This window comes from Isoptericola sp. 178 (assembly GCF_030586525.1).
Lineage (GTDB): Bacteria > Actinomycetota > Actinomycetes > Actinomycetales > Cellulomonadaceae > Isoptericola > Isoptericola sediminis.
In genome coordinates this window covers 320,480-343,814 of record NZ_JAUQYN010000001.1, presented here as the reverse complement: position 1 = coordinate 343,814, position 23,335 = coordinate 320,480, and the positions used below count along the sequence as shown (strand labels likewise).

The following is a 23,335-nucleotide window of genomic DNA, read 5'->3' as shown; positions in this document are numbered from 1 at the left end:
TTCTCCTCTCAGCGGTGTGCGTCGTGGTGACGCACGAGATCCACGACGGCGGCGCGGTCGACCTTGCCCGGACCACGCCGCGGGAGCCCGGCGACCTCGAGGATCCGCCGCGGCGCCGCGGGCCGCCCCAGCCTAGCGGCGACCGCCGACCGCACGGGCGCCAGCGCGGCGTCGGGCAGCCAGCCGGCCGGCGTCCCGGGCGGTCCGGTGACGACGGCGACGACGGCCTGCCCCCACTCGGGGTCCGGCACGCCGACCACGCACACCTCCCCGTCGAACAGCTCGCCGAGGACCGCCTCGACCGCCACCGGCGCCACGTTCTCCCCACCGGTGACGACGACGTCGTCCGCCCGGCCGAGGACGCGCAGCACCCCGTCCCGGAGGGTCCCGAGGTCGCTGGTGCGGAACCAGCGGCCGTCAGGACCGTCGTGGAAGGCGGCCGCGGTGGCCGTCTCGTCCCCGACGTAGCCGGAGGCGAGCACCGGGCCGGAGAGCTCCACGACCCCCGGTGCGCCCGGGTCCGCGTCGATCCGCACCCGGACGCCCGCCAGCGGCACGCCGTCGTACACGCACCCGCCCGACGTCTCGGACATGCCGTAGGTCCGCACGACCCGCACCCCGGCCTCCCGGGCGCGACGGACCAGCACCGGCGGGGCGGCGGCGCCGCCGAGCAGCACCGCCCCGCAGCGTGCCAGCGCGTCCAGCGGCCGGGGCGCCCCGTCGTCGGCCGCCTGCACGACACGGTGCAGCTGGGTGGGCACGAGCGAGACGTGGACGGGGTCGTCGCCCGCGAGCGCCTCGGCCAGCAGGTCCGCGAGACGGGACGGCGTGAACGGTTCGTCCGGTGCGGCCGCGACCAGCGGCGTGCCGGCCAGGACCGACCGGGCCACCACCTGCAGCCCCGCGACGTGCGTCGCGGGCAGGGCCAGCACCCAGCGGCCGGGCGCACCCAGCCGGTCCGCCGTGGCGGCGGCCGAGGCGCGCAGCGCGGTGCCGCTGAGGGCCACCTCGCGGGGTGTCCCGGTGGACCCGGAGGTGCGCACGACGGCAGCGGTCCCGGGCGGCGGGGCGGCGTCGCCGAGGCGGGGGAGCGGGACGACCGGCGGGCCGCCGTCGAGCGCGCGGCGCGTCCTGTCGACGAGGGCGGACACGTCGGGGGGCAGCACGCAGGTCACGATAGTGCGCCGCTCGGGCCTGGCGGGCCGTAGCCTGTTGCCACCCTGCACGAGGAGGAAGTGGTGGCACGACGTCCGACGGCGCTCGCGCTCGTCCTGGCGATGCTCATGCTCGCGGGATGCTCCGCCGAGCCGCCCGAGGCCCCGGCCCCGGTCACCGTGGCCCCGGACGTGTCGCGCGCGAAGATCGGCCCGCCGGCCCCCGCCGAGCCCGAGCCGTCCCCGACACCGGAGCCCCCGCGCTGGCCGTTGACGGGCAAGCGCACGGACAAGGTGCCCGAGCGGCCCGCGGTGGCCGTGAAGATCGAGAACTCCCCGGCGGCCAGGCCGCACTCCGGGCTGCACCGGGCCGACATCGTGTGGGAGCAGGTCGTCGAGGGCGGCATCACGCGCTTCGTGGCCGTGTACCACTCGAGCTACCCGGACGCCGTCGGCCCGATCCGGTCGGTGCGGCCCATGGACCCGGCCACCGTCGCCCCGATGGACGGGATCCTCGCCGCCTCCGGCGGGATTCCGGCCTTCCTGCGCGCCGTGGAACGGTCCGGCACCCAGCTCGTGATCAACGACGACGGCGACCCGGGGTTCTGGCGGTCGTCGCGCCGGTACATGCCGCACAACGTGTACGGCGACGTCGGGACCTTCGCCCGCCAGGCGGACCGGCGACGGGCGGAACCGCCGCCCGCCCAGTTCACCTACGCCCGCGGCTGGAAGGGGTCGACGGCGCGGTCGGACGGGCGGCGGGGCCGCGTCGCCGACGTCCGCCTGTCCCGGGCGCAGCGCAGCACCTGGACCTGGAACGCGGGCGACCGCGCCTACCGGCGCAGCGACAACGGCGTCCCCTCGATCTCCTCGGGCCGGCGCGTCACGGCGCGCAACGTGGTGCTGCTGCGGATGAAGGTCACCAACACCTCCCACCGCGACGCCTCGGGCGCCAAGGTGCCCAAGACGGAGCTGGTCGGCTCCGGCACCGGGACGGTGCTCAGCGGCGGCCGGGCGGTCGACGTGGAGTGGACCAAGAAGGGGCGCGGCAAGCCGCTGCGGCTGACCCGGCCGAACGGCGACGAGGTGCTGCTGGCCCCGGGCCGGACGTGGGTCGAGCTGGTGCCGCGCCGCGACGGGTCCTGGTCGGTCTCCTGACCGCAGGCCCGGCGCGGCCGGTCAGTACGCGTAGGGGAACCGGCTCCAGTCGGGCTCCCGCTTGCCGAGGAACGCGTCGCGGCCCTCGACCGCCTCGTCGGTGAGGTAGGCGAGCCGCGTCGCCTCCCCGGCGAACACCTGCTGGCCCATCAGGCCGTCGTCGGCCAGGTTGAACGCGTACTTCAGCATGCGGATCGCCTGCGGCGACTTGCCCGCGATCGTCAGGGCGTACTCCAGGCCGAGGGCCTCCAGGTCCTCGTGCTCGGCGACCTCGTTGACGCCGCCCCAGCGCTCGGCGTCGTCGGCGGAGTACTCGCGGGCCAGGAAGAAGATCTCCCGTGCGCGCTTCTGCCCGACCTGGCGCGCCAGGTAGGCCGAGCCGTAGCCGCCGTCGAACGAGCCGACGTCGGCGTCGGTCTGCTTGAACCGCCCGTGCTGCCGGCACGCGATCGACAGGTCGGCGACCACGTGCAGGGAGTGCCCGCCGCCGGCGGCCCAGCCGTCCACGACGGCGACGACGACCTTCGGCATGGTGCGGATCAGCCGCTGCACCTCGAGGATGTGCAGGCGCCCGGCGCGGGCGGGGTCGACGGCGTCGGCCGTGTGGACCTCGCCGCCGCCGTCGGGCGCCGTCGTGTACTGGTAGCCGGACCGTCCGCGGATGCGCTGGTCCCCGCCCGAGCAGAACGCCCAGCCGCCGTCCTTGGGGCTCGGGCCGTTGCCGGTGAGCAGCACGGTGCCGACGTCGGAGGTCATGCGGGCGTGGTCCAGCACCCGGTACAGCTCGTCGACGGTGTGCGGTCGGAAGGCGTTGCGGACCTCGGGGCGGTCGAACGCGACCCGGACCACCGGCAGGTCGCGGACCTGCTCGGTGCCGTCGGCCGCCGTGGACCGCTCCACCCCCCGGTGGTAGGTGAGGTCGGTCAGCCCGTCGAAGCCCGTGACGGGGCGCCATCGGGTCGGGTCGAACGTCTGCGAGACCTGCGGGGGGACCGGAGGAGTGCTGTCGGAGTGGCTCACGGCCTCAGGGTAGTCGCGGCTCGACACGCCGATCACGCGAGATGTGCGCGTCATCCGTGGAATCTGCACAACTGCAGTTGCACCATGGGGGCATGGACAAGACGCGATCCCACAGCGCCGAGGTCGCCGACCCGGACGAGGTCGTGGACGAGCTGATCGCCTACGACGCCGCCGAGGTCCGGCGCGCCACCGTCACCACCCAGAGCGTGCCCGTCGCCACGGTCGGCACTCCCGGCATCCTGCGGCACATGCCGCCGGAGGAGTTCACCGACTGACGGTGCCCGGTCCCCCCGCGTGCTGCCGAGCCGCGGACGACCTCCTACCCTGAGGACGTGCCCGTCTCCCTGCCCGCGACGCCCCGGCGCCGCTACGTCTGGTCCGCTCCGCTGCGCACCCCGTTCCGGGGACTGACCAGCCGGGACGGTCTGCTCCTGGCCGGCGAGGCCGGGTGGGGCGAGCTGAGCCCCTTCTGCGAGTACGACGACGCCGAGTCCGCCACCTGGCTGCGGGCCGCGCGCGAGGCGGCGGACCTCGACTTCCCGCCAGCCGTGCGTGACGCCGTCCCGGTCAACGTGACGGTGCCCGCCGTCGACCCGGAACGCGCCCGCGAGATCGTGCTGGCCTCCGGCGGGTGCCGGACGGCGAAGGTCAAGGTGGGCCAGCGGCTCCCCGACGGCTCGGTCGAGCCCGTCGAGGCCGAGCTCCGCCGGGTCGAGGCGGTCCGGGCCGTGCTCGACACGCTGCACGGACCGGCCGTCGGCCGGATCCGCGTCGACGTCAACGGCACCTGGGACGTCGACGCGGCCCGCCGCCGCATCCCGTTGCTGGACCGCGCCGCCGGGGGGCTGGAGTACGTCGAGCAGCCCTGCGCGACGGTGGAGGAGCTGGCGGCCGTCCGCCGTGCCGTCGACGTGCCGGTCGCGGCCGACGAGTCGATCCGCCGTGCCGAGGACCCCCTGCGGGTGGTGCGCGCCGAGGCGGCCGACGTCGTCGTGCTCAAGGTCCAGCCGCTCGGCGGGGTGCGGGCCTGTCTCGACCTGGCCGAGCAGGTCGGCCTGCCGGTCGTGGTCTCCTCGGCCCTGGAGTCGTCGGTCGGGCTGGCGGCCGGGGTGGCGCTCGCGGCCGCCCTGCCCGAGCTGCCGCACGCGTGCGGGCTGGCCACCTCCCAGCTGCTCACGCGGGACGTCACCGACGAACCGCTGCGCCCGGTGGACGGGACGCTGCCGGTGCGCCGGGTCGGCCCGGGCGCGGGGGCGCTCGCCGCCGTCGCCGCCCCGCCGGAGCTGGAGCAGCGCTGGCTCGACCGGCACGACCGGCTCGCCGCGCTCCTCGACGGGGCCGACGCGTGAGCCCCGCGCCCGACGGCGGCACGGCCGCCCCCGCGGTCACGGCAGCCCGCGCGCTGGTCGCGGACCTGGCCGCGCAGGGCGTGCACGACGTCGTGCTGGCACCCGGGTCGCGGTCCGCCCCGCTGGCCTACGCGCTGGCCGAGGCGGACGCCGTCGGCCTGGTCAGGCTGCACGTGCGCATCGACGAACGCTCGGCGGGCTTCCTCGCGCTCGGACTCTCCCGGGGGTCGGCGGCCGGTGCCGCGGAGGCAGCGGTACCGGCCCCGGTCGCCGTGGTGACCACCTCGGGCACCGCGGTGGCGAACCTGCACCCCGCCGTCCTGGAGGCCTCGCACAGTCGTGTGCCGCTCGTCGTCCTGACGGCCGACCGGCCGCACGAGCTGCGTGGCACCGGCGCCTCCCAGACCACCGACCAGGTCGGGCTCTTCGGCGCCGCCGTCCGCTACACCCTCGACGTGCCCGCGCCCGACGGACGGGACGGCGAGGTGCGCGACCTGCTGTCCGCCGCCCGGCGGGCGGTGGCCGCCGCCCGGGGTCTGCGCGACCGGCATCCCGGCCCGGTCCAGCTCAACCTCGCCTTCCGGGACCCGCTGCACCCCGTCGGTGGCGCGGAAGACGACGCGGCCACCGCGCCCGCGCAGCCCGGCCGGGGTGTCGAGGTCGTGCCGCCGGCGGCGGGGCCGGGGGCCGACCCGGCGCTGCCGCGGGACCCGACCCGCACCCTCGTCGTGGCGGGGGACGGTGCCGGTCCGGACGCGCGCCGGCTCGCCGAGGCCCGCGGCTGGCCCCTGCTCGCCGAGCCGACCTCCGGCGCCGGCGGCGGCCCGCGGGCCGTGGCCGCGTACCGTTCGGTGCTCGGCGCCGACGGGCTCGCCGACGACGTGGAGCACGTCGTCGTCCTGGGCCGGCCCACGCTGTCGCGCCCCGTGCAGCGCCTGCTCGCCCGCCCCGACGTGCACGTCACCGTGGTCGCGCCGGGGGGCGGGCCGTGGCCGGACCCGGCCCGGCACGCCGCACGGGTCGTCGACCGCCTCGCCGACCGCTGGTTCGCACCCGGCGAGCCCGCCGACGGCGGGGCGTTCGCCGCGCGGTGGCAGGCGGCGAGCCGCGCGGCCGCCGCCGAGGTCGACGCCGTCACCCGGACCGACGCCGTCGACGCCGACCTCGTGACGGCCCCGCACGCGGCCCTGGTCGTGGCGCGGGCCGTGGTCGCCGCGACCGGGGCCGGTGACGTGCTGGTCGTGGGCGCCTCCAACCCGGTGCGGGACGTCGACCTCGTCCTCGGTCTCGACGCGGCGCCGGACGCCCCGCCGGCCCGGATCCTGGCGAACCGCGGGCTGGCCGGTATCGACGGGACCGTCGCGACGGCCTCGGGAGTGGCCCTGGCCGCCGGCCGCCAGGGGTTGCGCACCCGGGCCCTCGTGGGCGACCTGACCTTCCTGCACGACCTCAACGGCCTGCTGCGCGGCCCCGCGGAGGACCGTGCCGACCTGCAGGTCGTCGTCGTGAACGACGACGGCGGGTCGATCTTCGCCACGCTCGAGCACGGGGCCCTGGCCCAGGAGGGTCTGGAGGCTGCCGCGACCTTCGAGCGGGTCTTCGGCACGTCGCACGGTGCGGACCTGGCCGCGCTGTGCGCCGGGTACGGCGTGGCCCACCGGCGGGTCGACGACCTGACCTCCCTGACCGGCGCGCTCGCGCGGCCACCGGCCGGGGTGAGCGTGGTGGAGGTGCGCGTGCCGCGGGCCGACCGGCTCGCGGAGTCCCGGGACCTCGCCGCCCGGATCGCCACGGCCGTCCGGTCCGCCACGCGCTGACCAGGGGACGACGGGTGTCCTCGGCACGAGGGGACGGCGGTTGACAGGAAACTCTCAGGTCCGCCCAAGGCTCGGCCAAGGCTGATGGTGTGGTGTAGGGGCAGACATCGAGGAGGGCACATGAGCACCGAGCACACCCCCGCACCGCAGCAGCCGTCGGGCCAGGAGCACCCCGTCGAGCAGCCGACGCACCCGCTGCCGGCCGCACGCCACGAGGGCGCCGCGACGCAGGCTCCGGCACCCGACCGGCAGGCCGCGCCGCAGCCCGTCGGCGCGGCGCCGTCGTACCAGCCCGGCCCGGCCTACGGCCCGTCCTACCAGACCGGATGGTCCGGGGGCGCGCCGACGTACCCGCCGGCGGCGGGCGCCGAGCGGCGTCGCACCCCGTGGGTGCCGGTCGTCGCCGCGGCCGCCGGCGCCGCCGTGCTCGCGAGCGTGGCGACGGTCGGCGCGGTGTCCCTGCTCGATGACGGCACGAGCGAGTCCTCGCTCGCCGAGGTGGGCGCGTCCACGACCTCGCAGGCGGCCCCCGTGGCCAGCTCGACCAGCGAGAACCCGGACTGGCAGGCCGTCACCTCGGCCGTCGCGCCGTCCGTCGTGGCGATCCAGGTGAGCAGCCAGTCCGGCGGGTCCGAGGGGTCGGGTGTCGTCGTCGACGAGGCCGGGCACGTCCTGACCAACAACCACGTGGTCGCCGGCGCCGCGGACGGCACCGTCCAGGTCACCCTGTCGGACGGGCGCCTGTACGAGGCCACGATCGTGGGCACCGACCCCACGACCGACCTCGCCGTGGTCCAGCTGGTCGACCCCCCGGACGACCTGCAGCCCGCGACGTTCGGCGACTCGGACGCCGTCCAGGTCGGTGACTCCGTCCTGGCCGTCGGCAACCCGCTCGGCCTGGCCAACACGGCGACCACCGGCATCGTCTCGGCGCTGGACCGCCCCGTGGCGGCGTCCGGCAGGGGCGGTGGCGACGTCGTGGTGACCAACGCGATCCAGATCGACGCGGCCGTCAACCCGGGCAACTCCGGGGGACCGCTGTTCGACGCGCAGGGCCGGGTCGTCGGGATCACCTCGTCCATCGCGACGATGTCCGGCGGGGCGGGCGGCGCCTCCGGGTCGATCGGTCTCGGGTTCGCGATCCCGGTGAACCTGGCCACGAACGTCTCCGACCAGCTCGTCGAGGACGGCACCGCCGAGCACGCGTTCCTGGGCGTGTCCCTGCGGGACGCGACGGCGACCGCCGACGGCGTCACGCGCCGGGGTGCCGAGGTCGTCGAGGTCGTCGGCGGTTCACCCGCCGCGGAGGCCGGCCTGCAGGCCGGTGACGTCGTCGTCGCCATCGACGACGACTCGGTCAGCGGTGCCGAGTCGCTGACCGCCTACGTGCGCGAGCGCACCGCGGGCGAGTCGGCGTCCGTCACCTACGTGCGTGACGGCCGGGCGGCCTCGGTCGACGTCTCCTTCGCGGTCCGCGAGGAGACCGTCGGGTCCGGCCAGGGCGGACAGGACCAGCAGCGCGACCAGCAGCAGGACCAGGACCAGCAGCGGGACCAGGACCAGCAGCAGGAGGGTCAGGACGGGTCGTCCGACCCGACGGCGCCGGACAACGTCCCGAACTGGCTGCGCGAGCTGTTCGGCGACTGACCGGTCCCCTCCCGGTCACACCGGTGCGGTCGCGCGGAGCGGGTCCGGTCGAGCTGTCGACCGGACCCGCTCCGTCCGTGAGGACGGGACGTCGCTCAGACGCCGAGGGCCCAGCGCATGGGCACGAGCTTCGCCTCCGACTCGGCGAGCTCCGCCTCCGGGTCGGAGGCCGCGACGATCCCGCAGCCGGCGAACAGGCGGAGGTGGTGCGGGTCGTCGGCGAGCTCCGCGGACCGCAGCGCGATGCCCCACTCGCCGTCGCCGTCGGCGCCGACCCAGCCCACCGGCCCGGCGTACCGCGACCGGTCCATCCCCTCGATCTCGCGGATGAGGTCGCGCGCGGCCACCGTCGGTGTGCCGCACACGGCCGCCGAGGGGTGCAGCGCCGCGGCGAGCGACAGGGAGCTCGACGGCGTGCCGGGGTCCAGCACCGCGGTGACGTCGGAGGCCAGGTGCATGACGTTCGGCAGGTGCAGCACGAACGGCGTGTCCGGGACGTTCATCGACGAGCAGAACGGCGCCAGGGAGCGCGCGACCGAGGCCACGGCGAACTCGTGCTCCTCCAGGTCCTTCGACGAACGAGCCAGGTGCGCGGCGTGCAGCAGCGCGTCGTCGTCGCTCATCCCGGGTTCACGGCGGATGGTGCCCGCCAGGACGCGGGAGGTGACCAGACCCTTCTCGCTGCGCAGCAGCAGCTCGGGGGTGGCGCCGATCATCCCGGCCACGGAGAACGTCCAGCAGGACTCGTAGCGCGCCGCCAGCCGGCGCAGCAGCCAGCGCGGGTCCACGGGACGTTCGGTGGTGGCGACGACGTCGCGGGCCAGCACGACCTTCTCCAGCTCGCCGGCCTGGATGCGGGCGACCCCCTCGGCCACGACCGCAGGCCAGTCGCGGGCGCCGACCGCCCCGTCGGTGAGCGTCACCCGGCCGGGGTCGTGGACCGGGGTGCGTGCCGTGGCGGCCAGGCCGGCGTCCCCGGGGGCCTCGAGCGTCCCGTCGACGGCGATCGTGGTCATCCACGTCACGTCGCCCCGGCGCCCGACGACGACCCGCGGCACGACGAGCGACCCCTGCGGCGAGGACCCGTCGAAGGCCTCGCCGGTCCCGCCGTCGTCGAACGCGAACGTGCCGAAGGCCACCGGGCCGCTGCCGGGCAGACGGACCTCGTCGCGCACGACGGCGCGGGCGAGGGCGGCGCGCCAGGCGGCGTCGGCGTCGGCGAATCGCCCCGGGCCGTAGGTGTCCAGGCGCAGGGCCTCGCCCCAGCCGACGATGCCGTCACCGCGGCGGACCCAGGTCAGCGGGCGTTCGTCCGGGAGCAGGTCGACCAGCGCGGTGAGCTCGCCCGGCAGGGGGTCCAGCCGTGTGGTGCGGACCACGAGCCGCGGCGGCTCGGGTGCGGGGACGGGGGTGCCGGCGGACGCGCCCGACGGCGGGACCGGCGCCGGGTGGGGCGTGGCGGACATCAGGGTCCAGGGTACGCCGCGTGGGGACCGTCGACCGTCGGCCGTGGGACGATGTGGCCATGTCGCGCGCCAGCCTGGAGAAGAAGCCCGTCGAGGTCGCCTCGATGTTCGACGGGATCGCCGAGCGCTACGACCTCACCAACGACATCGTCTCCCTGGGCCAGGACCGCTCCTGGCGGCGGGCGACGGTGGCCGCGGTCGGGGCCGGCCCGGGGGAGCGGGTGCTCGATCTCGCCGCCGGGACGGGGACCTCGAGCGAGCCGTTCGCGGACGCCGGTGCCGTCGTCGTCCCGTCCGACTTCTCGATGGGGATGCTCCAGGTCGGCAAGCAGCGTCGGGCGGACCTGCCCTTCGTGGCCGGCGACGCGACGCGGCTGCCGTTCGCGGACGCGACCTTCGACGCCGTGACGATCAGCTTCGGTCTGCGCAACGTCGTGGACACCTCGGCCGCGCTGCGCGAGATGCTGCGGGTGACGCGCCCGGGCGGGCGGGTGGTGATCTGCGAGTTCTCGCACCCCGTGTGGGCGCCGTTCCGTCAGGTCTACCTGGAGTACCTGATGCGTGCGCTGCCGGCGGTGGCCGGGGCGGTCACGCGGGACAAGGGGTCGTACGAGTACCTGGCCGAGTCGATCCGCGCCTGGCCGGACCAGGACGGGCTCGGCCGGCTGATGCTGGGGGCCGGGTGGAGCCGCGTGGCCTACCGGAACCTCACCGGCGGCATCGTGGCCCTGCACCGGGCGACCCGACCCGCCGACTGACGATCGCCGGGAGGTCGGGCCGGGGTCGCTCAGTTGCCGGAGGCCCGCGTCTGGGCTCCGGCGACCTTCTCCTGCACCCGGGGGTCGTTCCAGGTGTCGACGGCCAGCTTCCTGGCCTGCTCGAGCTTCTCCCTGCCCTGCTCGGTGCCGAGGTAGTACCCCACGGCGACGCCGACGGCGAGTGCGGTCACGGCCTTCATCTTCAGGTGCCTCCTGTGGCTGGACGATCGGGGCGATGCGCTCACGACCGTATGCCGTGACCCGTCGTGCCGCCACCGTTCCTGCTCGTCGTGGCGCCCTCCCGGGCCACCCCGTGACCGCCCCGGCGTCAACGAAGGGTTGCCTTCCTACACATCGGTCGCTGAACGTGGTTAGAGTGCACGCAGAACGTTGTGAGCGGGTTCACAAGTGGCCTCGGCGAGGGTGCCGAGGTCTCCTGCGGCGGGAGGTGAGCAGTGCGAGCGGTAGATCGTGACGACGCGGACGTGATCGTCGTCGGTGCAGGTCCCGCCGGGGCCGCGGCCGCGCACTGGTGCGCCGTCGCCGGCCTGGACGTGCTGCTCCTGGAGAAGTCCGCCTTCCCGCGCGACAAGATCTGCGGTGACGGCCTGACGCCGCGCGCCGTGGCCGAGCTCGCCCGCATGGGCGTCGACACCCGCGCCGAGGACGGCTGGATCCGCAACGAGGGGCTGCGCGTCGTCGCGGGCGGCCGCTCCTGGGAGCTGGCCTGGCCGGAGCTGACCACCTACCCGGGGTACGGGCTCGCCCGCTCCCGCATGACGCTCGACCACGGCCTCGTCCAGCACGCGCAGGCCTCGGGCGCCAAGCTCCTCGAGCGCACCAAGGTCACCGGCCCGGAGACCGACGAGCGCACGGGCCGCGTGGTCGGGGTGCAGGCCCAGCCGCTGGACGCCCGCGGACGCGCCGACGGCGCCCCCCGCACCTACCGGGCGCCGGTCGTGGTGGCGGCCGACGGCGTCTCCTCCCGGTTCGCGACCGCGCTCGGGCTGACCCGGCGGGACGACCGGCCGATGGGGACGGCGGTGCGGACCTACTACCGCACCGAGGGCACGCCCCGGCACGCGGACCGCTTCATGGAGTCGCACCTCGAGCTGTGGGACGGCACCCCGGGCGCGTCGAACCTGCTGCCCGGCTACGGCTGGATCTTCGCCCTCGGCGACGGCACCGCGAACGTCGGGCTGGGTTCCGTGAGCTCCACCCCGGCGCGCCAGTCCGCCCAGGGGCACGACTACCGGGCCATGATGACGGCCTGGACCGCCAACACCCCGCCGGAGTGGGGGTTCACCCCCGAGAACCAGATCGGGCCCGTCCGGGGCGCCGCGCTGCCGATGGGGTTCAACCGCAGCCCGATGTACCGCGACGGCACCGTCCTGGTCGGCGACGCCGCCGGGATGGTCAGCCCGTTCAACGGCGAGGGCATCGCCTACGCCCTGCAGGCCGGCCGCGTCGCCGCCGACGCGATCGCGCAGGCCCGCACGCGGCTGACCGACGACGCCCGCGAGCGCACCCTGGCCACCTACACCGACCGCATGCGCGACGACCTGGGCGGCTACTACACGCTGGGCCGCTGGTTCGTGCAGCTCATCGAGCACCCCGCGGTGATGCGGGCGTGCGTGAAGTACGGGCTGCCGCGACCGGTGGTCATGCAGTTCGTGCTCAAGCTGCTCTCGGACTGCTACGAGCCCCGCGGCGGCGACTGGATCGACCGGGTCATCGCCGGACTGACCAGGGTGGTCCCGGCGTCATGAGCGCGAGGAGCCCTCGCGCAGGGACGGCGAGGAACGAGACGTGCCGGAGCGGGGCACCGCACCGTTCGTGCGGGAGCGACCTGGCATGAGGCGCGTCGTGGCACGAGGAAGTGACACAGGCATGGGTGAGGAGAACCGATGAGCAACCCGTACGTCCCGGTGCTGGTCCTCATGGGGATCGCCGCCGTGCTGGCCCTCGGCGGGGTCGGTGCGAGCGCGGTGATCGGACCCCGCAAGTACAACCGGGCCAAGCTCGACGCCTACGAGTGCGGGATCGAGCCCACCCCGCACGCCACCGGGGGCGGTCGGCTCCCGATCAAGTACTACCTGGTGGCGATGACGTTCATCGTCTTCGACATCGAGGTCGTCTTCCTCTACCCGTGGGCGGTCGACTTCACGGTGTTGGCCGGCTTCGGGCTGGCGGCGATGCTCGTGTTCCTGGCCCTGATCACCGTGCCGTTCGTCTACGAGTGGCGGCGCGGCGGGTTCGACTGGGTCTGACGGGCAGTTCGGCAAGGGTGCCGGCGGTCGCCGGCACCGAGATCTCCGCGAAGGAGGAGTCATGGGTCTGGAGGAGTCCCCCTCGGGGTTCCTGCTGACGACGATCGAGGATCTCGCCGGCTACCTGCGCAAGGCGTCGGTGTGGCCGGTGACGTTCGGCCTGGCGTGCTGCGCCATCGAGATGATGGCGGCCGGCGCCTCGCGGTTCGACCTGTCGCGGTTCGGCATGGAGGTCTTCCGGGCCTCGCCGCGCCAGGCGGACCTGATGATCGTGGCGGGCCGTGTCAGCCAGAAGATGGCGCCCGTCGTGCGGCAGGTCTACGACCAGATGAGCGAGCCCAAGTGGGTGCTCTCCATGGGCGTGTGCGCCTCCAGCGGCGGCATGTTCAACAACTACGCGATCGTGCAGGGCGTCGACCACGTGCTCCCCGTGGACATCTACCTGCCCGGCTGCCCGCCCCGCCCGGAGATGCTCATCAACGCGATCCTCGCGCTGCACCAGCAGATCCAGGACTCCCCGATGGGCGTCAACCGCGTCGAGGCGGCGAAGGCCGCCGAGGCCGCGGCCCTCGAGGCGACGCCGACCTCCCAGATGCCGGGACTGCTGCGATGAGCGAGCACTCCGGCGAGGTCGAGCGCCGGCAGCAGGGACCGACGGCCGAGGTCGTCCGCGAGACCACCGGCATGTTCGGGGTGCAGGGCACCGGGGACACGTCCGGCTACGGCGGGCTGACCCGCACGGTGACGATGCCGGCCGCGGCGTCGCGCCCGTACGGCGGGTGGTTCGACGAGGTCGTGGACGTGCTGGCCGAGGTGCTCGGCGAGGCGGACGTGGCCTTCGCCGACGCGGTCGAGCGCGTGGTGATCACCGACCCGCGGCGCACCGCCGAGGGAGAGGGCCCGAGCCGGGACGCCGAGATGACGCTGTACGTCGCCCGCGAGCACCTGCTGGCGGTCTGCCGGGCGCTGCGCGACGACCAGGACCTGCGCTTCGAGCTGTCCCTGGGCGTCTCGGGCGTCCACTACCCGGACGACGTCGGCCGCGAGCTGCACGCCGTCTACCACCTCACCTCCGTGACGCACGGCCGGCGCCTGCGGCTGGAGGTCACCTGCCCCGACGACGACCCGCACCTGCCGTCGACGACGACGGTCTACCCGGCCAACGACTGGCACGAGCGCGAGACGTGGGACTTCTTCGGGATCGTCTTCGAGGGCCACCCCGCGCTGGCCCGGATCGAGATGCCCGACGACTGGCCGGGTCACCCGCAGCGCAAGGACTACCCGCTCGGCGGCGTCCCCGTGGAGTACAAGGGCGCCACGGTGCCACCGCCGAACGTCCGGAGGGAGTACTCATGACGGCCCCGGCGCACGACGTGCCGCACTCGGTGCACTCGACCGGACCCGCGGCCGAGGACTACGGACCCGGTGTCGCCGGTTTCGAGGCCTCGGGCGGCGACTGGGACGAGATCGCCCGCGAGGCGATCGGCGAGGAACGCATCGTCGTCAACATGGGTCCCCAGCACCCCTCCACGCACGGCGTGCTGCGCCTGATGCTGGAGATCGACGGCGAGACGGTGACCGAGGCCCGGTGCGGGATCGGCTACCTGCACACCGGCATCGAGAAGAACATGGAGTACCGCACCTGGACGCAGGGCACCACGTTCTGCACCCGGATGGACTACCTGGCGCCGCTCTTCCAGGAGGCGGCCTACTGCCTGGGGACCGAACGGCTGCTCGGCATCACCGACGACGTGCCCGAGCGGGCCAGCGTGATCCGCGTGCTGATGATGGAGCTCAACCGGGTCGCCTCCCACCTGGTCTGCCTGGGCACGGGCGGCAACGAGATGGGCGCCACGACGATCATGACCCTCGGGTTCACCGCCCGGGAGGAGATCCTGCGCCTGTTCGAGGCGGTCACCGGCCTGCGGATGAACCACGCGTACATCCGGCCCGGCGGCGTCGCCCAGGACGTGCCCGAGGACTTCACCGAGAACGTCCGCTCCCTGCTGCCGAGCCTGCGCAAGTACATCGGGATGCTGGGCGACCTGATGCTCGCGAACCCGATCTTCAAGTCCCGGCTGCAGGGCGTGGGCGTGCTGAACCTGTCCGGTGCCTTCGCCCTCGGCGTCACCGGCCCGGTCCTGCGGTCGGCCGGGCACCCGTACGACGTGCGCAAGGCGTTCCCGTACAGCGGGTACGAGGACTACGACTTCGACGTCCCCACGGACACGGCCGCCGACTGCTACGCCCGCGTCGTGCTGCGGATCGAGGAGTGCTACCAGTCGCTGAAGATCGTCGAGCAGTGCCTGGCACGGCTCGACGACACCGCCGGGGCACCGGTGATGGTGGCGGACAAGAAGATCGCCTGGCCCGCCCAGCTGGCCGTCGGCTCCGACGGCCAGGGCAACTCCCTGGACCACATCCGCAAGATCATGGGCACCTCCATGGAGGCCCTCATCCACCACTTCAAGCTGGTGACCGAGGGCTTCGGGGTGCCGGCCGGGCAGGCGTGGCAGACGGTCGAGCACCCGCGCGGCGAGCTCGGCGTCCACGTGGTGTCCGACGGCGGCACGCGCCCCTACCGGGCGCACTTCCGCGACCCGTCGTTCAACAATCTCCAGGCCGTGTCGGTGATGTGCGAGGGCGGCCAGGTGGCCGACGTCGTCGTCGCCGTCGCGTCCCTGGACCCGGTGCTGGGAGGGGTGGACCGATGACGGCCGAACCGGTGGGCGCACGCTCGCGCACGGGGTACGACGCCGAGACGCTGGCCGCGCTCGAGGCCGACGCGGAGACGATCAAGGCCCGCTACCCGGACCCGCGGTCCGGACTGTTGCCGCTGCTGCACCTGGTGCAGTCCGTCGACGGCTACGTCAGCCGCGACGGCATCGTCTTCTGCGCCGAGCAGCTCGGCATGACCGCGGCCGAGGTCTCGGCGGTGGCGACCTTCTACACCCAGTACAAGCGCCGCCCCAACGGCGAGTACACCGTCGGGGTGTGCACGAACACGCTGTGCGCCGTGATGGGCGGGGACGCGATCTTCGACCGGCTCAGCCAGCACCTGGACGTCGGGCACGACGAGACGACGCCGGACGGCTCCGTCACGCTGGAGCGCGTCGAGTGCAACGCCGCCTGCGACTACGCCCCCGTGGTGATGGTCAACTGGGAGTTCTTCGACAACCAGACCCCGGAGTCGGCCGCCGAGCTGACCGACCGGCTGCGCGCCGGCGAGCAGGTCACCCCGACGCGCGGGGCGGACTCGGTCTGCTCCTTCAAGAAGATGAGCCGGGTCCTGGCCGGCTTCGACGACGGCCGCGCCGACGAGGGCGTCGGCGCCGGCGGCCCGACCCTCGAGGGCCTGCGGATCGCCCGCGAGCGCGGCTGGACCGCACCGGGCACCGACCAGCGCGAGATCTCCGGCACGCCGCGTGCCGAGGTGCCGCCGGAGACCGGCACCGGACAGTCCAGCGCCGAGCGCAAGCCGACGACGCCGTCGGACGACACGGGTCCCGCCGGGCCGGCCGACGCGAAGGAGGGTGACGATGACTGACACGTTGACGCCGGTCCTGACCGACACCTGGGACGCGGAGGGCTCGTGGAAGCTCGCCACCTACGAGGCGGCGGGCGGCTACACGGGGCTGCGCACGGCGCTGACCCGGGACCCCGCGGACCTCGTCCAGCTCGTCAAGGACTCCGGGCTGCGCGGTCGTGGCGGCGCCGGGTTCCCCGCCGGGATGAAGTGGGGGTTCCTGCCCCCGCCCGACGGCGGCCCCCGCTACCTGGTGGTCAACGCCGACGAGTCGGAGCCGGGCACCTGCAAGGACATCCCGCTCATGCTGGCCAGCCCGCAGCACCTGGTCGAGGGGGTGGCGATCACCAGCTACGCGATCGGCTGCCACCACGCCTTCATCTACGTGCGTGGCGAGGTGCTGCACGTGTACCGCCGGCTGCTCGCTGCCGTGCGCGAGGCCTACGACGCCGGCCACCTGGGGAAGAACATCCACGGGTCCGGCTTCGACCTCGAGGTGACCGTGCACGCCGGGGCCGGGGCCTACATCTGCGGCGAGGAGACGGCGCTGCTGGACTCGCTCGAGGGCCGTCGCGGTCAGCCGCGGCTCAAGCCGCCGTTCCCCGCCGTCGCGGGGCTGTACGCCCGGCCCACCGTGGTGAACAACGTCGAGTCCATCGCCTCCGTCCCGGGCATCGTCGCCCACGGAGCCGACTGGTTCTCGTCGATGGGCACCGAGAAGTCGACCGGGCACGGGCTGTTCTCCCTGTCGGGCCACGTGACCCGGCCCGGGCAGTTCGAGGCACCGCTGGGCATCACCCTGCGCGAGCTGCTCGACCTGGCCGGCGGGGTCCGCGAGGGCCACGAGCTGAAGTTCTGGACGCCGGGCGGGTCCTCGACGCCGCTGTTCACCGCCGAGCACCTGGACGTCCCGCTGGACTACGAGTCCGTGGGGGCCGCCGGGTCGATGCTCGGCACCCGCGCGCTGCAGATCTTCGACGAGACGACCTGCGTGGTGCGGGCGGTGAGCCGCTGGACCGACTTCTACGCCCACGAGTCCTGCGGCAAGTGCACCCCGTGCCGCGAGGGCACGTACTGGCTCAAGCAGATCCTGCACCGCATCGAGGCCGGCGCGGGGGAGGCCGGGGACATCGAGGTGCTGCTGGACCTGTGCGACAACATCCTCGGCCGGGCGTTCTGCGCCCTGGGCGACGGAGCGACCTCGCCGATCACCTCGTCCATCGAGTACTTCCGCGACGAGTACGAGGCGCACCTCGACGGGCGCGGGTGCCCGTTCGACCCCGCCCGCTCCACGCTGTTCGACGACACGCCCCAGGCGCCGCCGGCGCTCGCGGGTGCAGGAGGCCACTGATGACCGCGACCACGGACCGGCACACCGACCAGCCGGTGGAGACGGTGACCTGCACGATCGACGAGGTCGAGGTCACCGTGCCCAAGGGCACGCTGGTGATCCGCGCCGCCGAGCAGGTCGGCATCGAGATCCCCCGGTTCTGCGACCATCCGCTGCTGGAGCCCGCGGGGGCCTGCCGGCAGTGCCTGGTCGAGGTGGAGATGCCCGACCGCGAGGGCAACCTGCGGCCGATGCCCAAGCCGCAGGCCTCGTGCACGATGACGGTCGTGCCGGGCATGGTGGTGCGCACCCAGCGCACGTCCGCGGTCGCGGACAAGGCCCAGCAGGGGGTCATGGAGCTGCTGCTCATGAACCACCCGCTGGACTGCCCCGTGTGCGACAAGGGCGGTGAGTGCCCGCTGCAGAACCAGGCGATGAGCCACGGCCGGGCGGACTCGCGCTTCACCGACGTCAAGCGGACCTTCCCCAAGCCGATCCAGGTGTCCACGCAGATCCTGCTCGACCGGGAGCGCTGCGTGCTCTGCCAGCGGTGCACGCGGTTCAGCGAGGAGATCGCCGGCGACGTCTTCATCGACCTGCAGGAGCGCGGCGCCCACCAGCAGATCGGGCGCTTCGACGAGGACGTGCTCGACTTCGCCCCGCCGTGCGGCCAGCACCGGGCCGAGACCGCCGTGGACGTCCCGCAGGGTGTCGCCCTGCCCGACGCCTCGGGGCAGCCGTTCGCCTCCTACTTCTCCGGCAACACGGTGCAGATCTGCCCGGTGGGTGCCCTCACGGGGGCGCGGTACCGGTTCCGGTCGCGTCCCTTCGACCTCGTGTCCACCCCCGGCATCGCCGAGCACGACGCCTGCGGCTCGGCGATCCGCGTCGACCACCGCCGCGGCTCGGTGATGCGCCGGCTGGCCGGCGACGACCCGGCGGTCAACGAGGAGTGGATCACGGACAAGGACCGGTTCGCGTTCACCTGGCAGGACGCGCCGGACCGTCTGACCACCCCGCTGGTCCGCGAGGACGGCGCGCTGCGCCCCGCCTCGTGGGTGGAGGCCCTCGAGGTCGCCGCCCGGGGACTGGCCGCGGCCCGCGACGACGGCGGGGTCGGCGTGCTGCCGGGCGGCCGTCTCACCGTGGAGGACGCCTTCGCCTGGTCCCGTTTCGCGCGCACGGTGCTGCGCACCGACGACGTCGACCAGCGCGTCCGGGTGCACTCGGTGGAGGAGGCGGACTTCCTCGCCCACGCCGTGGCCGGCACCGGCGTCGGCGTGACCTTCGGTGACCTGGAGGCGGCACCGGCGGTGCTGCTCGCCGGGCTGGAGGCCGAGGAGGAGGCCGGCGTCACGTTCCTGCGGCTGCGCAAGGGCGTCAGGAAGGGGACCCGCGTGTTCTCGGTCGCGCCCTTCACGAGCCGGGGCCTGTCCCGGCTCGACGGCACGCTGCTGCCCGCCGCCCCGGGCACGGAGGCCGAGTGGCTCGGCGCCGTCGCCCGGCAGGCCTCCGGGAGCACCAGCCGGGCCGACTCCGACGACACCCGTGTCCTGGAGGCCGCCGAGGCGCTGGCCCGACCGGGCGCGGTGCTCCTGGTCGGCGAGCGCCTGGCCGGGTCGCCCGGTGCCTACGCCGCCGCCCTGGAGCTGGCGGAGACCACGGGTGCACGGCTGGCCTGGATCCCGCGCCGCGCCGGGGAGCGCGGTGGCGTGGAGGCCGGTCTGCTGCCGGGCCTGCTGCCCGGCGGCCGGCCGCTGGAGGACCGCACGGCCCGCGCCGAGGTCGCCGCCACCTGGGGCGTCTCCGTGGACGACCTGCCCGCCACCCGCGGTCTGGACACCGCCGGGATCCTCGACGCCCTGAGCGTGGGGCAGCTCGCCGGGGCCCTGGTCGGCGGTGTCGAGATCGCCGACCTGCCCGACCCGGAGCACGCCCGCCGTGCCCTGGCCGCGGCCGGGTTCGTGGTCTCCCTCGAGGTGCGCCGCAGCGAGGCCACCGAGCTGGCCGACGTCGTGCTGCCGGTGGCCCCGCCGGTCGAACGCGGCGGGTCCTACTGGAACTGGGAGGGCCGCGTCCGGTCCTTCGGCCAGGCCCTGGAGTCCACGGCGATGCCGGACCACCGGGTGCTGCACGAGCTCGCGACGCTGCTCGACCACGACCTGCAGTCGGCCGAGCCGGTGCGGGCCCACCGTTCGATCGCCGCGCTGCGCTCCTGGGACGGACCGCGGGCGCACCCGCCGCAGCACGCCACCGACGACCCGCCCGGCGTCCCGCCGGGGTCCGCGGTGCTCGCGAGCTGGCGGCTGCTCCTGGACGACGGCTCGATGCAGGACGGCGAGGAGTTCCTGGCCGGCACCGCCAAGACGCCGGTGGCCCGGATGAGCGCCGCGACCGCGGCCGGGGTCGACGTCTTCGACGGCGACCAGGTCACGGTCTCCACGGAACGCGGGGCGATCACCGTGCCGGTGGCGATCACCGACATGGTCGACCACGTGGTGTGGCTGCCCCTGGCGTCCCGCGGCTGCCGGGTGCACGACACCCTCGGGGTCTCCCCGGGCCGCCAGGTCCGGGTCGCCCCGGCCGAGAAGGGAGTCCAGGCATGATCCCCGGCGTCGCCGCCGACTTCAGTGCCGACACGATCTGGGTCTCGGTCGTCAAGGCCGTGCTCATCGTCGTCTTCCTGCTGACCAGCGTGCTGTTCGCGATCTGGTTCGAGCGCAAGCTCGTGGCCCGGATGCAGCTGCGGCCGGGCCCGAACTGGCACGGTCCGTTCGGTCTGCTGCAGTCGCTCGCGGACGCGATGAAGCTGCTGCTCAAGGAGGACGTGACGGTCACCAACGCCGACCGCCGCGTCTACCTGCTGGCCCCGATGATCTCGGTGTTCTGCTCGCTGCTCGTCTTCGCCGTGATCCCGTTCGGCCCGTCGGTGACGATCCCGTTCACGGACTTCACCACCCCCGCCCAGCTCACCGACTTCCCGGTGGCCGTGCTGTACATCCTGGCCTGTGCCTCGATCGGCGTGTACGGCATCGTGCTGGGCGGCTGGTCGTCGGGCTCGACGTACCCGCTGCTGGGGTCGGTGCGCTCCACCGCCCAGGTGATCAGCTACGAGCTGGCGATGGGGCTGAGCCTGGTCAGCGTGTTCATCATGGCCGGCTCGATGTCGACGTCGTCCATCGTGGAGTCCCAGACGAGCCTGTGGTGGTTCATCCCGCTGGCCCCCGCGTTCGTCATCTTCCTCATCTCGATGGTGGGCGAGACCAACCGGCTGCCGTTCGACCTGCCGGAGGCCGAGGGCGAGCTCGTCGGCGGGTACATGACCGAGTACTCCTCGATGAAGTTCGCGTGGTTCTTCCTCGCGGAGTACATCGCGATGCTCAACGTCTCCGCGGTCGCCACGACGCTGTTCCTCGGCGGGTGGCGCGCCCCGTGGCCGCTGTCGCTGGTGGGTGACGGGGTGCTCAACACCGGCTGGTGGCCCCTGCTGTGGTTCCTGGCCAAGGTGTGGCTGCTGATGTTCCTCTTCGTCTGGGTGCGCGGCACGCTGCTGCGGCTGCGCTACGACCAGTTCATGGTCTTCGGCTGGAAGGTCCTCATCCCGTTCGCGCTGGCCTGGGTCGTGATCCTCGGGGTCTTCCAGTGGGCGGGCCTGGCCGGTGTGACGCAGACCCAGATGATCGTCGGGATCCTCGTGGCCCTCGCCGTCGTGATGGCGGTGCTGTGGCTGTGGCCCGAGAAGAAGCCGACCGGGGCCGAGGCGATGACCGACGGCGAGGGCGGGTTCGACGCCTTCGCCGGCGGCTACCCCGTCCCGCCCGTCCCCGGCCAGACCCTGCCGCCCTCACCGCGGGCGCGGCGCACGGTGCCGCCCGCCGAGGACGCCGAGACCCGCACCGCGACCGCTGTCGACGACGAGGAGACGCGATGAGCGACCAGCCCTACGAGCCGTTGCGCCCGAAGAAGGGACCCCTCGGTGAGCTGTTCGCTCCCGTGGCCGGCTTCGGCGTGACGTTCTCGTCGATGTTCAAGCCGACCGTCACCGAGCAGTACCCCCGCAAGAAGACGCCGCCGCAGACGCGGTACCACGGGCGCCACCAGCTCAACCGGTACGCGGACGGGCTCGAGAAGTGCATCGGCTGCGAGCTGTGCGCCTGGGCGTGCCCCGCCGACGCGATCTACGTCGAGGGCGCGGACAACGCCGACGCGGTGGACGGCGCCCCCGAGGCGCACATGAGCCCGGGTGAGCGGTACGGCCGCGTCTACCAGATCAACTACCTGCGCTGCATCTTCTGCGGGTTGTGCATCGAGGCGTGCCCGACGCGGGCGCTGACGATGGGCCCCGACTACGAGCTCGCCGGGCCGACGCGGGAGGGCCTGATCTACGAGAAGCAGGACCTGCTGGCGCCGCTGGCCGAGGGGATGCTCGCCGCCCCGCACCCGATGGCGGAGGGCACCACGGACACCGAGTACTACCGCGGCGAGGTCACCGCACCGACCGCGGAGCAGGTGGACTGGGTGCGCGAGCACCGCCCGGACGACCCGACGCTGGACGCCGCGTCCGCCGTCGTGGCCGGCGACGCCCCGCCCCCGGTCCCGGACACCCACCACCTGCGGCCCGACCAGGACCGTGCCGAGGCGACCCGTGCCGCGGCGACGCAGTCCAGCCTGGACCACCGCCCCGTGCAGACCGAGGAGGCCCGGCCATGACCGTGTCCGGCGGCGAGACCGTCCTGTTCTGGGTGCTGGCCCCGCTCATGGTGCTCGCGGCCTCCGGGCTGCTGGTCGTGCGGCGGGCCGTGCACGCGGCCGTGTGCGTCGTGTTCGTCATGATCTCCCTGGCCGTGCTCTACGTGGCCCAGGAGGCGCCGTTCCTCGGCGTCGTCCAGGTCGTGGTGTACACCGGCGCGGTGATGATGCTGTTCCTCTTCGTGCTGATGCTCGTCGGGGTGGACGCGGCCGACTCGCTGACCGAGACCATCCGGGGTCAGCGCTGGGTCGGCCTGCTGCTCGGACTGGGGCTGGCGTCCGTGCTCGGCGGCGTCATCGCCCGGTCGACGTTCCCGCCGCCGCGGGGCCTGGCGGAGACCGGCGGGGTGACCAACCCGGTCGCGCTCGCCCGCGTCGTGATGGAGCACTACGTCGTGGCCATGGAGGTCGTCGGCATCCTGCTCGTCACCGCGGCCGTGGCCGGCCTGGTGCTGACCCACCGCCGCCGCCTGGGGGCCAAGCCCACGCAGCGCGCGCTGGCCGAGGCCAAGATCGCGGCGCTGCCCACCGGCCGCCACCTGAGCCCGCTGCCGGCGCCCGGCGTGTACGCGCAGAACAACGCGATGGACACCCCGGCTCTCGACCACACCGGCCGGCCGCTGGAGCACTCGGTGCCGCGGGTGCTGCGCATCCGCGGTCAGCAGCGCGAGGCCGCCGAGCTCCTCACCGCCGAGGAGACGCTGGTGCACCGCGAGCTGGACGTCCCCGACGACCCGGTGCCGAGCGTCGGACCGGACAGCAGCGAGGGGGAGACCCGCTGATGGAGCTGACGAACTACCTCTACCTGTCGGTCGTGCTCTTCGCGCTCGGCGCGACGACGGTGCTGCTGCGCCGCAACACGATCGTGGTGTTCATGGGGATCGAGCTCATGCTCAACGCCACGAACCTCGCGCTGGTCACCTTCGCGCGGATGCACGGCGACGTCACCGGCCAGGTCCTGGCCTTCTTCGTCATGGTCGTCGCCGCCGCCGAGGTCGTGGTCGGGCTGGCGATCATCGTGACGATCTTCCGTGCCCGCCGGTCGGCCTCGGTCGACGACGTCAACCTGCTCAAGAGCTAGGAAGGCCACG

General features: G+C 74.1%; 22 protein-coding genes. 18 read left to right on the top strand and 4 right to left on the bottom strand.

Annotated elements, in window-relative coordinates:
* Positions 1–8: 8 nt before the first annotated feature.
* Positions 9–1,166 (bottom strand): AMP-binding protein, encoded by a 1,158-nt coding sequence (locus tag Q6349_RS01550; RefSeq protein WP_304602558.1) that lies wholly within the window; start codon positions 1,164–1,166, stop codon positions 9–11.
* A 72-nt stretch (positions 1,167–1,238) separates the two neighbouring features.
* On the opposite strand from Q6349_RS01550, the gene Q6349_RS01545 reads away from it, so the two are divergent.
* The gene (locus tag Q6349_RS01545; protein WP_304602557.1) at positions 1,239–2,312 is read left to right on the top strand and encodes a DUF3048 domain-containing protein; all 1,074 of its coding nucleotides are present in this window, start codon (positions 1,239–1,241) and stop codon (positions 2,310–2,312) included.
* A 21-nt stretch (positions 2,313–2,333) separates the two neighbouring features.
* Here the strand turns inward: Q6349_RS01545 and Q6349_RS01540 are convergent, their stop codons facing one another.
* Positions 2,334–3,332 (bottom strand): 1,4-dihydroxy-2-naphthoyl-CoA synthase, encoded by a 999-nt coding sequence (locus tag Q6349_RS01540; RefSeq protein WP_304602556.1) that lies wholly within the window; start codon positions 3,330–3,332, stop codon positions 2,334–2,336.
* Between the two features lie 92 nt (positions 3,333–3,424).
* Between Q6349_RS01540 and Q6349_RS01535 the strand changes: the two genes are divergently transcribed.
* The 4 genes from Q6349_RS01535 (at position 3,425) to Q6349_RS01520 (ending at position 8,145) form a co-directional block, all read left to right on the top strand.
* Positions 3,425–3,607, top strand: coding sequence for a hypothetical protein (locus Q6349_RS01535; protein ID WP_171246009.1), 183 nt, complete (start codon positions 3,425–3,427; stop codon positions 3,605–3,607).
* Between the two features lie 57 nt (positions 3,608–3,664).
* Positions 3,665–4,681: an o-succinylbenzoate synthase gene (locus Q6349_RS01530; RefSeq protein WP_304602555.1), complete on the top strand. Its 1,017-nt coding sequence runs from the start codon at positions 3,665–3,667 to the stop codon at positions 4,679–4,681.
* Positions 4,678–6,498, top strand: coding sequence for a 2-succinyl-5-enolpyruvyl-6-hydroxy-3-cyclohexene-1-carboxylic-acid synthase (menD, locus tag Q6349_RS01525; protein WP_304602554.1), 1,821 nt, complete (start codon positions 4,678–4,680; stop codon positions 6,496–6,498). Before Q6349_RS01530 ends, menD begins: the two co-directional genes overlap by 4 nt.
* A 120-nt stretch (positions 6,499–6,618) precedes the next feature.
* Positions 6,619–8,145 (top strand): S1C family serine protease, encoded by a 1,527-nt coding sequence (locus tag Q6349_RS01520; RefSeq protein WP_304602553.1) that lies wholly within the window; start codon positions 6,619–6,621, stop codon positions 8,143–8,145.
* A gap of 95 nt (positions 8,146–8,240) precedes the next feature.
* On the opposite strand, the gene Q6349_RS01515 is transcribed toward Q6349_RS01520, so the two are convergent.
* Complete coding sequence (locus Q6349_RS01515; protein WP_304602552.1) at positions 8,241–9,611, bottom strand: isochorismate synthase MenF; 1,371 nt, start codon at positions 9,609–9,611, stop codon at positions 8,241–8,243.
* A 59-nt stretch (positions 9,612–9,670) separates the two neighbouring features.
* On the opposite strand from Q6349_RS01515, the gene Q6349_RS01510 reads away from it, so the two are divergent.
* A complete protein-coding gene (locus tag Q6349_RS01510) occupies positions 9,671–10,369 on the top strand; it encodes a demethylmenaquinone methyltransferase (protein ID WP_171246005.1) in 699 nt (232 codons plus the stop codon).
* Between the two features lie 29 nt (positions 10,370–10,398).
* Here Q6349_RS01510 and Q6349_RS01505 read toward each other — a convergent pair whose 3' ends face one another.
* Complete coding sequence (locus tag Q6349_RS01505; protein WP_171246004.1) at positions 10,399–10,560, bottom strand: hypothetical protein; 162 nt, start codon at positions 10,558–10,560, stop codon at positions 10,399–10,401.
* 264 nt (positions 10,561–10,824) lie between these two features.
* On the opposite strand from Q6349_RS01505, the gene Q6349_RS01500 reads away from it, so the two are divergent.
* The 12 genes from Q6349_RS01500 to nuoK all read left to right on the top strand — a co-directional run bounded on the left by Q6349_RS01500 (position 10,825) and on the right by nuoK (position 23,325).
* Positions 10,825–12,138, top strand: a complete 1,314-nt coding sequence (locus Q6349_RS01500; protein WP_304602551.1) for a geranylgeranyl reductase family protein — start codon at positions 10,825–10,827, stop codon at positions 12,136–12,138.
* Positions 12,139–12,276: 138 nt separating this feature from the next.
* Entirely contained in the window at positions 12,277–12,639 is a 363-nt protein-coding gene (locus tag Q6349_RS01495) for an NADH-quinone oxidoreductase subunit A (RefSeq protein WP_171246002.1), read from the top strand.
* Positions 12,640–12,700: 61 nt separating this feature from the next.
* A complete protein-coding gene (locus tag Q6349_RS01490) occupies positions 12,701–13,252 on the top strand; it encodes an NADH-quinone oxidoreductase subunit B family protein (RefSeq protein ID WP_171246001.1) in 552 nt (183 codons plus the stop codon).
* Positions 13,249–13,995 (top strand): NADH-quinone oxidoreductase subunit C, encoded by a 747-nt coding sequence (locus Q6349_RS01485; protein ID WP_304602550.1) that lies wholly within the window; start codon positions 13,249–13,251, stop codon positions 13,993–13,995. Before Q6349_RS01490 ends, Q6349_RS01485 begins: the two co-directional genes overlap by 4 nt.
* Positions 13,992–15,353 (top strand): NADH-quinone oxidoreductase subunit D, encoded by a 1,362-nt coding sequence (locus Q6349_RS01480; RefSeq protein WP_304602549.1) that lies wholly within the window; start codon positions 13,992–13,994, stop codon positions 15,351–15,353. Before Q6349_RS01485 ends, Q6349_RS01480 begins: the two co-directional genes overlap by 4 nt.
* Positions 15,350–16,186 (top strand): NADH-quinone oxidoreductase subunit NuoE, encoded by an 837-nt coding sequence (gene nuoE / locus Q6349_RS01475; protein ID WP_304602548.1) that lies wholly within the window; start codon positions 15,350–15,352, stop codon positions 16,184–16,186. The genes Q6349_RS01480 and nuoE overlap by 4 nt, the downstream gene beginning before the upstream one ends.
* A complete protein-coding gene (nuoF, locus tag Q6349_RS01470) occupies positions 16,179–17,516 on the top strand; it encodes an NADH-quinone oxidoreductase subunit NuoF (protein ID WP_304602547.1) in 1,338 nt (445 codons plus the stop codon). The genes nuoE and nuoF overlap by 8 nt, the downstream gene beginning before the upstream one ends.
* Positions 17,516–20,101, top strand: coding sequence for an NADH-quinone oxidoreductase subunit G (locus Q6349_RS01465; protein ID WP_304602546.1), 2,586 nt, complete (start codon positions 17,516–17,518; stop codon positions 20,099–20,101). The genes nuoF and Q6349_RS01465 overlap by 1 nt, the downstream gene beginning before the upstream one ends.
* On the top strand, positions 20,098–21,426 hold the full coding sequence (nuoH, locus tag Q6349_RS01460) for an NADH-quinone oxidoreductase subunit NuoH (RefSeq protein ID WP_304602545.1): 1,329 nt from the start codon (positions 20,098–20,100) through the stop codon (positions 21,424–21,426). Before Q6349_RS01465 ends, nuoH begins: the two co-directional genes overlap by 4 nt.
* Positions 21,423–22,205: an NADH-quinone oxidoreductase subunit NuoI gene (nuoI, locus tag Q6349_RS01455; protein WP_304602544.1), complete on the top strand. Its 783-nt coding sequence runs from the start codon at positions 21,423–21,425 to the stop codon at positions 22,203–22,205. Before nuoH ends, nuoI begins: the two co-directional genes overlap by 4 nt.
* Positions 22,202–23,026, top strand: coding sequence for an NADH-quinone oxidoreductase subunit J (locus tag Q6349_RS01450; protein WP_171245993.1), 825 nt, complete (start codon positions 22,202–22,204; stop codon positions 23,024–23,026). Before nuoI ends, Q6349_RS01450 begins: the two co-directional genes overlap by 4 nt.
* The gene (gene nuoK / locus Q6349_RS01445) at positions 23,026–23,325 is read left to right on the top strand and encodes an NADH-quinone oxidoreductase subunit NuoK (protein ID WP_171245992.1); all 300 of its coding nucleotides are present in this window, start codon (positions 23,026–23,028) and stop codon (positions 23,323–23,325) included. Before Q6349_RS01450 ends, nuoK begins: the two co-directional genes overlap by 1 nt.
* Positions 23,326–23,335 lie beyond the last annotated feature (10 nt).